Raw genomic sequence first — 7,507 nt, 5'->3', positions numbered from 1 at the left:
GTCAAAATAATAATCCAAGTGTTTAGCTTCGTATCCATTTTTAGCAATTACGCTATATGCTCCAGCTTTAGCACGAACTCTATTTTTTGCTTGATTATTTTCGACTAATTTTAAAATCTCTTTTTCGTACAATTCCGTTTTCTTTAGATATTCAGTTCCTTTATCGGAATGCTTACCATTGGTAAAAAAAGGATTAACATTATTTTCAGCGTACTGCTTTTCAATTCCGCTCAAATACTTTAAATAATCTTTCGTGAGTTTATCGTATTTCTGAATTTTAACTAAACTTAAACTGTCATAATCATTTCGCAATATTTTTGCGTGAATATCATCCAATAGAAATCCAATAGATTGATCGGATTTCGAGCTTAAAACTCCAAACATTCCATCAACAGCTTTTTCAGGCATTGAGTTAGATTTCGTTTTTTGATTTGAATTACAGGAAGTGATTATAATTAATAAAAGAAAGATTGTAATGTATCTCATAGGTTTTCTCATCTTACTGCCAACTTGTTATATAGTAAACAAACATACTTATATCTTATTCTAATATCTGGATAAGCAAACTTATCGTGCTTTTTTATAATTTCTAAAATTACTAAAACCTATGCAGTCATATATACGTAGTTCTACGTATATTTTAATAAAAATAAGATAGTCAGAATAGCTGAAAATATGGTTTCCTGAGTACACACAGAACCATCAATTGATTATACACCTTGTTGTACAAAGGGCTTATAAGTTATGAAAAATCCAATTTATCTTTTGTTCTTCCTGTTTCTTGCGTTTTTCGATCTTATCGATAAATGCCCTTCTATGCCCTGAACCAACAAAAAGAAGAGCTTGTTTATATGGATGTTTCTTGCTGTAATTATATATGTTATTTAATATTTCGTTTTCACGTTTTTCAATCACATCTTTTTCCAATTGAGCAATATTATACAGTTTTTCATTATTAATTTTCTTCAACAATTTATCTTTAAGAATGTCTATTTGCTCAAAGATTTTATTGTTGATATCGCTATTTAAAAAAGGGAAACCGTTTGAGTAAATTAATGACGAATGTTTGTCTATTAAATTTTTTAATTCAAATGACTCTTGTAACATGAAACCATGGAGCAATTTGTCAAGCATATAATCTATATTATCATAATAATGATTAGGCATATCGAAGGTATCAACTGGAATATGCACTATGTCTTTATTCTTTAAGTGCTTTTTTATTGCCGTTGTTTCTAATGTAATTAAAGTCTTTGCATTATAGACTTTATCATAATTAGCATGAGAGAGTTCTTCGAATATTATATCTGGACTTATTATCTCTATAATTTCATACAATGCATCTGGGTTACATTCACCATTCGGTTTATGTGTTGTAAAAATCAGATTTAAATTACGCATAGTAATTGTTTTAACGCCTTACGCATAAGGTGTTCGTGTATGGCAAGTTAAATTAGTAAAAGAAAACGAACCAAGTACCTACAGACTTAACAATTAACTATACACGTCTTAAATTTCAATTCTCATTCTCATCAAAAAGGAATTTTATAAGTATTAATTAAACAACACATTGTTGCGAGTTGTTGTCTATTATTGTTTTTACACAATTACACTTTTTATAAGGTTAATATGAGTTTTACCCATTCAACAACAAACAACACGTTGTTGTCTATTGTTGTTTTTACACAATCACACTTTTTATAAGGTTAAAATGAGTTTTACCCATTAAACAACAAACAACAACTTGTTGTTTGTTGTTGTTTTCATACAATCGCCCTATTTAAATGGCTTCAAAGGAGTTTTATCTAGCAAAAAACAAGTTGTTGTCTATTGTTGTTTTCACACAATCACTCTTTTTATAAGGTTAAAAGGGGTTTTACCCATTAAACATATATCAAACAACACCGTGTTGTTTGTTGTTGTAATATCTATAACTGCATTGTTGCTACAATAATAATATTAAGGCTATTAGCATGTTCACACTCTAAATATACTGTCGTATGATTAAATTAAAATATCATTATATACTTCTGATGTCATATTCCTTAAGATATCCTCAATATCATCGTTATAGATGCCTTTATTTTTCCTTTCCTCATCTGTCATTCCATTTGTTAAGTCCCACATTTTAATGTCAACTCCTATGTTTCTATACTGATGTATATTTTTTTGCATTACATTTATAGCGTTACTGCTAAAGTCAGGTATAACAAGTACTTTTTTATATCCTTTCAGTACTTCTACTTTAGATCTAGTTAGACCATTTAAACCCCCATATGCTAACCAGGTATATTTAGGCAATACTATTGCGCCTACTAGCGCTGTTTTTTCACTTTCAACTAAAACTATTCTTTGGATATTCTTATACTTATCTTTTAATAAGTGCTCACCAAACAAGCAATAATGAAAACCATTTTCATTATTGTATGGTACCCCAAATTTGTTTTGTCTTTTACCATCTAAACCGTAATGGACCACTTTTAATTTCTGCACTTTAAAATCCTTATTGATAGTCCAGAACATTGTTCCAGAATCATCATAAGTTCCTAGTGCATACATTTCTTTTACTTCATTTACAATTTGATTACCATATGTCCTTCTTAAGTATGTCAGCAACTTGTTTTCAGGGTTAACATTGAAGTATTTCCATATGATCTTCTCATTAATAAAATTTTTTTTGGCTACGGGTTCATCCTTTTTTTGAAAGTTATCGCTAGACTTTAAATTGAACGCTTTGACTGAGTCAAAACTCTTCACATTTTGGTTCTTAGCACGATCATTACCATACTCATCTTGAAAAATCACTCTTGGTAGGGTAGTTTTTCCGCAATAGTTACAAAATCCGAACCGACTATCAATTCCTTTCCAATTCACAAAACCACCTGTTCTATTAATTTTACTACAGCAAGGTGTAATGAGTTTATAATCTCTTTTGTTATTAAAAATAAGATTACTTTCTATTTTTCTTAGCATTTGTTTTAGTTTTTTGCCTTTTTTAAAATACATCTTACCAACTTACCTAAACAATTGTTTATCAATTGATTATTGTCATTTTTATTTTACCCAAAAGTATTTTAATCCTACCCAAACAGAAGGAAGTTGAGTTTTGAGTATAACTTAGGTAAGTCTGATATTTTTCAACTTAGAATAGTCTATATACTTTAATATATGGTTATTGAATTGATTAGGGTAGTTTGGGTAATTAATAAACAATACTCTTCTTCATCATATAATAACCATATCTTCCATATGCTTTTTTTCTGGTATACTTACATGCCTTCAATGCTTTTCCCATTTGTATTTCATTTACATTTAAGGTTGAATAGATTTTTATATAATTCCTAATATCGGTTGATGTCATAAATTCATTCCCTTCCGTACTTGGGTTTTCAAAATATTTCTCAAGTAATTCCCTTTCGGTACTTAAGTATTGAAATTTATCATTTCTCCTTTCGTTTTCGGCAATATCTTCGCGCGATAACTCAGCTATGAAGTTATCGTCCTTTGAAAGAGCATAAGCCTGAGACCAAAGTTTATCCACATTAAACTCTTCCTTATATTTCCAATCAATTCCATCAATAACGAAGCATAGCCATCTTACACTACCAGTCTCGTCATGAAGAAATGTTGACATGTTTGTTGATCCTATAAAGGACGCTACTCTAGGTATAATTGTGTTTTTTGATGCGTATGGAAGTCTGTCATTAATCTGATCCTTAGAAAATAAAGACTTTAATTGATTAATTTCTTTCTTTGATAACGCTGCTAATTCATCCATATTGATTAAGAAATTTTTACAAATCAATATTCTCGTATCCTTGTCATTATTACTTATATCCTCTGCTATATACTCTGATAACGACTTAGGGCAAAGGTTTCTGCACCAAGTGGATTTACCAATATTTTGTCCTTTACCATCATCTGTTAGTACAAAAGCTTGCTTATTAAAGTAGTTTTTTATTAGAGCACATTTTACAGATCGAACACACCATTTTTTGAAGTGGTAGAGGAATTGATCTTTATTTTCCTTCGCTTCAAGTTTAATATAATTTGCATACTGAGATATATAGTCTGTTTTACGATCCCATTCTTGGATATTCTTAAAGTAACTTTCTAATGGATTGTAATTAGCCATGAAGTCACTTTTTAAGATAGCTTTTAAAGAATTTTGACCAATCCTAATCCCGCTTTTTTGCATTTCAACCCACAACGAATTTTCATTACAAGAGATCCATTGGTCACCTTCTAAAGTTTTGGATTCAATATCCAAAGACAAGGTGTTAAACCTTAAATTATACTTCGAGGATATATATTCTTCAGCTTGGTGAAATACAGTAGTAATATTTGTAGATTTATCCGAATCACCCACCATTTCGGAATCTAGATCATTAGTTGACAAGTGTTTACTGTCAATTACTTCTTCAATCTTTGATAAAATCGTTTTATTTTGCATCTGTTACTTGTTTAATGATATTACAATACTTATAACCCCATTAGATCGCTACAATCTAGAAGGGTTTATCTTTTTATGAACGTTGATATTTAAGGGATTTCACTTCTTTAAGTGCTGTATCTAAATCTGCTCTTTTTATGAAGACTCTTCTTCCTATTTTAAACGCTGGAAGTATTCCTTTCTTGATGTAATTATGTACTGTTAATTCTGCAACGCCTAATTCACCAGCAACTTCTTTAATTGAAAGTTTTTCGTTTACATCGATGTTCGTAAGAATAGACAATTTCTTATCTATTATGTTTTCTAAATGTTCAAAAAGCTCTGATTTAGAAATGTTTTGAAGTTGAATTATGTGTTTCATACAATATGTTTTTATTAAACGATACTGTAAAACTATAGAACTAGCCTAGTTTAATTATAACTTTTACTTTTACCAGTAAAGAAGTAAAACTAATCACTTAAAACAAACTATAAAAAGTTAGTGAATCCTAGAAATTTGTCATGATTGGGAGATTCTAATAGAGAGTAATAATTTTGTTTCGTGATATTGGAATTACAAAACAAATTATTAAGAGCATGAACTATATCTATATCATTACAAATTTTTAAGTAATTTTTGTTATGAAGATTATTTCCTATTGCACAAATAAATAACTGACGACCTCTTTTTTTATATTTATCAGGGATAATGACAATATAACCTTCATCTGAATCAGAAATAACTTCCTTTTGAATTAAAAGATCAATTACATCATCAAACTTATCATCCTTTTGGAATAATTCTTTTAACGTTTTTACATTTGAACTTAAACTATTCTTATTTGTTTCTTCTGAGGATTTTAAATTTTCAAATTCATTTAGTTTAGATTTCATCCAATCTAATCGATACTTTATTCCAGAATACCTGCCCCAAGTAGTTAATAAATCAGTAACATCGCTCAAATGTTCATAAATACTAGATTCTCTCAAATCTGAATAGAAATTATAAAATCGATAGAAGTTTTCAGAAATAAAAGGGTTTTTTTTCCCATTGGAGAAGGGCTTTATCCGTTCAAAAAATAAAACAACAAAATCTGGATTATTAATTAATAGAATTCCAAAAAATCTATCCCAAGTCTTAATTGCTGACCCTTCTCCTAAATAAGTAGAAAAGTGCGATAAATCATTTTCTTCTTTAGGGTATATTTCTGTGTATTTATTTTTTAAAAAATCAATTTTATCCTTAGTTTCTAGAAAAGAAGATAGTCTTTGATTTAGAGCCAAAACTCCTTTATCTGGATATTTATATTGAATTTCATTTTCTTCAAAATATAAATTGATAAACTTGTAAATAAGATCTAAATTATTAGTGTTCTTGAGGAAATCTGTATTGCTCATAATAATGATAAATTATGCTTTTTTAAGTTTAGGCAATTCCATCCCACTAAAAACTGCTTCAACTGCCTCTTTTCTTGCCTTATCATCCACTTTGTGGTACATATTGAATGTTTTTATGTCTCTATGTCCTGTGATGCTCATTATAGTTTTATCAGCAATCCCTTTGTTTCTCATAATAGTAATAAAAGTTCTTCGAGCCGTGTGTGTTGAAACTCGTTTGTAGAATGGCTTTATTATTAGTTTTTGCTCTACACCCTTAACTCTTGTGTATTCAACATCATCAGTGAACTCGGCATCCTTGAGCAGTACTTTAATTAACTCATTTTGCTTTTGGTTAGAGATCAAAGGTAATTTATAATCGTATTTTTTGAGAATGTAATTTGAAATTTCAAAAAGAGGCACTTCCCTTTCACTCTTATTCGAATCCTTTTCTTCTTTCAATAGTATTCGATTATTATCGACGTTTCGCTTGTTTATCTTTTTCATCTCGCCATACCTTAAACCCGTTAAACATTGAAAAACAAAAACATCTCTAACTCTTTCCTGACTTTCAGATTCACATTCAAAGTTAAAAATCACTTCTACATCTTCCAATGAAAGAGCAACCTCCTTAGTAATTGCTTTCTCAGGTTTTTTGAATTCTTTAAAGGTGTCCTTATAGGTGTAGTTGTTTTTATAAGCCCAAAACATAAAAGTCTTAAACAGACCAACGTTTCGTGCTAAAGTATTGGTATAATGATCTTGTGTCGTATAACAGAAATCAGTAAATAGGCTATAAAAATTTTCATTTATAGAACTGAACGTTAATTTATATGACTTATCCTCTTCAAATTTTATAAGATGATTTTTAATATTGTAATACCTTTTGACTGTAGCTGGCTTCCATAGTTTATGCATCTGTTTTTCTTGCATAAACTTATCATATGCTCCAAAAAATAAATTTTTCTTAGTTGATGATTTTTTAAACCTTGAATCAAATGAATCTTTTAAATAATTTGAAGTGAAATCTTCCTCCATCTTTTTACATTCAGATTCTATTGCCATAAAGGTTTCAACATAGCGACCTAATTGAATATTGATTGTTCCAGCATCATGAGCTTTTGAAGCCCCCTTCAACTTAGGTTGATTATTTTCTTTACTCCAATGGATAGGTTTTATCTTTTCTCCTGTTGAATACACAAATTTTTTATTTTCCTCTTTAAAATAGCATGAAAAATAAATAAGTGATTCTTTTAATGAGTTAGGCTGTTTTAAGTAAAATGTGCAAGTCATATTTGGGGTATTAATAGGTGACAATATCGGTGACAATTATCATATCATTAGATATGTTTTCATCTATAAACAAACATAAAAATAAATGTAGGAAAACCCCTTAAACTTGCGGTATAGTTATAAACAGCTGTAATGAGGAATAAAACTGATTATTCTCTCCGACTCCACAAAGTAGAACCCAAAACCAATTATGGTTTTGGGTTCTTTTATTTAATCTTATAATGCTTTAATTTGTACTATTTTAATAGTCTGTGATGGACCACCTTAAATTCGTTGAAACTCCTGTAAATAAAGAGGTTTTAAATCGCTAGTTTTTGACTTATCCAATCATTTAATTAGCTGTCGACACCAAATTCATTTGAAGCATTATGTGAGTGATCATCCTCATTACTTTTATCATTACAA

General features: G+C 29.4%; 7 protein-coding genes. All 7 read right to left on the bottom strand.

The genetic code is table 11. The annotated features are described in order from the left end of the window. Positions 1 to 408: hypothetical protein (locus tag V7719_RS14970; RefSeq protein WP_335730745.1), on the bottom strand; the 408-nt coding region annotated here is incomplete at its 3' end. A 327-nt stretch (positions 409 to 735) separates the two neighbouring features. Beyond that, positions 736 to 1,401, bottom strand: a complete 666-nt coding sequence (locus V7719_RS14965; RefSeq protein ID WP_335730744.1) for a hypothetical protein — start codon at positions 1,399 to 1,401, stop codon at positions 736 to 738. Between the two features lie 603 nt (positions 1,402 to 2,004). Continuing rightward, positions 2,005 to 2,973 carry a DUF6371 domain-containing protein gene (locus V7719_RS14960; protein ID WP_335730743.1) on the bottom strand — a complete coding sequence of 323 codons (969 nt, stop codon included), beginning with the start codon at positions 2,971 to 2,973 and terminating at the stop codon, positions 2,005 to 2,007. A 229-nt stretch (positions 2,974 to 3,202) separates the two neighbouring features. Then, the gene (locus V7719_RS14955; protein ID WP_335730742.1) at positions 3,203 to 4,453 is read right to left on the bottom strand and encodes a VapE domain-containing protein; all 1,251 of its coding nucleotides are present in this window, start codon (positions 4,451 to 4,453) and stop codon (positions 3,203 to 3,205) included. A gap of 73 nt (positions 4,454 to 4,526) precedes the next feature. Next, positions 4,527 to 4,814: a helix-turn-helix domain-containing protein gene (locus V7719_RS14950; protein WP_335730741.1), complete on the bottom strand. Its 288-nt coding sequence runs from the start codon at positions 4,812 to 4,814 to the stop codon at positions 4,527 to 4,529. Between the two features lie 107 nt (positions 4,815 to 4,921). Then, the gene (locus tag V7719_RS14945) at positions 4,922 to 5,830 is read right to left on the bottom strand and encodes a hypothetical protein (protein WP_335730740.1); all 909 of its coding nucleotides are present in this window, start codon (positions 5,828 to 5,830) and stop codon (positions 4,922 to 4,924) included. Between the two features lie 12 nt (positions 5,831 to 5,842). After that, positions 5,843 to 7,102 (bottom strand): tyrosine-type recombinase/integrase, encoded by a 1,260-nt coding sequence (locus tag V7719_RS14940; protein WP_335730739.1) that lies wholly within the window; start codon positions 7,100 to 7,102, stop codon positions 5,843 to 5,845. Positions 7,103 to 7,507: the final 405 nt, after the last annotated feature.

Origin of the sequence: Psychroserpens sp. (assembly GCF_036960315.1) — a bacterium.
In the GTDB taxonomy this organism is placed as follows: Bacteria; Bacteroidota; Bacteroidia; order Flavobacteriales; family Flavobacteriaceae; genus Psychroserpens.
Note: the sequence above shows the minus strand (reverse complement) of the source record. Positions and strands in the feature narration are given on the sequence as shown.

Coding starts and splice junctions, on each gene's coding strand:
- V7719_RS14965 (WP_335730744.1), bottom strand. CDS start 1,401: ATGCGTAATTTAAATCTGATTTTTACAACACATAAACCGAATGGTGAA.
- V7719_RS14960 (WP_335730743.1), bottom strand. CDS start 2,973: ATGCTAAGAAAAATAGAAAGTAATCTTATTTTTAATAACAAAAGAGAT.
- V7719_RS14955 (WP_335730742.1), bottom strand. CDS start 4,453: ATGCAAAATAAAACGATTTTATCAAAGATTGAAGAAGTAATTGACAGT.
- V7719_RS14950 (WP_335730741.1), bottom strand. CDS start 4,814: ATGAAACACATAATTCAACTTCAAAACATTTCTAAATCAGAGCTTTTT.
- V7719_RS14945 (WP_335730740.1), bottom strand. CDS start 5,830: ATGAGCAATACAGATTTCCTCAAGAACACTAATAATTTAGATCTTATT.
- V7719_RS14940 (WP_335730739.1), bottom strand. CDS start 7,102: ATGACTTGCACATTTTACTTAAAACAGCCTAACTCATTAAAAGAATCA.